A 1019-nucleotide genomic window follows, 5' to 3' on the forward strand; every position below is an offset into this window, starting at 1 on the left:
ATTTAGGAAAATAGCCGAGAATCCTCCCATTTTCAAAGGGGAGATGAAAGGCTGCTATCAAAGTTACTATATGTATATGTTGAAAGCCTTTATTCTTTTGAATTATAGACTAATATATAATATACTATATGTATGAGTAAAAATAATATAATACATGCAAGAACCTGTGTATACAATGTAAATTATCATATTGTTTGGAGTGTAAAATATCGAAAGAAAATATTAAAAAATGGAGTTGATGAATACTTAAAAACATTGTTTAAAAAGATAGCAGAAGAAAAGGGATTTGCAATTCAAACAATGGAAGTCATGGAAGATCATGTTCATATATTTGCAACAGCACCTCCTAAAATAGAGCCTTCATATATAGTTAAAATGTTAAAGGGCATAAGTGCCAGAAAACTTTTTATAAAATATCCTGAGCTGCAGAAACAATTATATAAGGGGCATTTATGGAACAGTTCTTTTTATATAGAAACGGTAGGTTCTATATCAGAAGAAGCTGTAAGAAAATATATTGAACTTCAAAAAGAAAGGGGGTAAGCAAAATAAAAAGAGTAGTTAACTTCATATTAAATCCAACTAAAAAAGAAAAAATAATCATTGGATGTTTAACATATGCGGCCTCAAAACTGTGGAATGTGGCAAACTATGAGAGAAAAAACTGGACTAAAGAAAGTGGTCTGGAATATCCAAGTTGGTACAGGCAGAAAAAAGCTTTAAAGGATCATTTTTGGTATAAAAGCCTCCCTTCTCAGACGGCACAGGAAGTATTGAAACAGCTGGGTGACAGCTGGAAGTCCTTCTACGCACTGAAGAAAACAGGAGTCATAGAAAATCCTAAACCTCCTAAATTCAAACACTCAAATTTCAATATAAGATATCTCAATAAAGGTTTTGTACTGCAGGACGGAACTTTAAGGCTGTCGCTGCCTAAAAAACTGAGAATATACCTGAAAGAAAAGTACAGCATTACAGACAGGTATCTGTTTTTAAAAATGCCTGCCGGCAAAGAAATT

At 32.5% G+C, this 1019-nt stretch carries 1 protein-coding gene and 1 pseudogene; both read left to right on the forward strand.

Annotation, left to right across the window (positions count from 1 at the left end; genetic code table 11):
* Positions 1-132: 132 nt before the first annotated feature.
* Entirely contained in the window at positions 133-543 is a 411-nt protein-coding gene (gene tnpA / locus ACFHWD_RS20600; protein ID WP_150358597.1) for an IS200/IS605 family transposase, read from the forward strand.
* 98 nt (positions 544-641) lie between these two features.
* Positions 642-1019: pseudogene (locus ACFHWD_RS20605) on the forward strand (RNA-guided endonuclease TnpB family protein); the annotation flags it as partial.

Origin of the sequence: Clostridium sp. MT-14 (genome assembly GCF_042436595.1) — a bacterium.
Taxonomy (GTDB): domain Bacteria; phylum Bacillota; class Clostridia; order Clostridiales; family Clostridiaceae; genus Clostridium_B; species Clostridium_B aromativorans.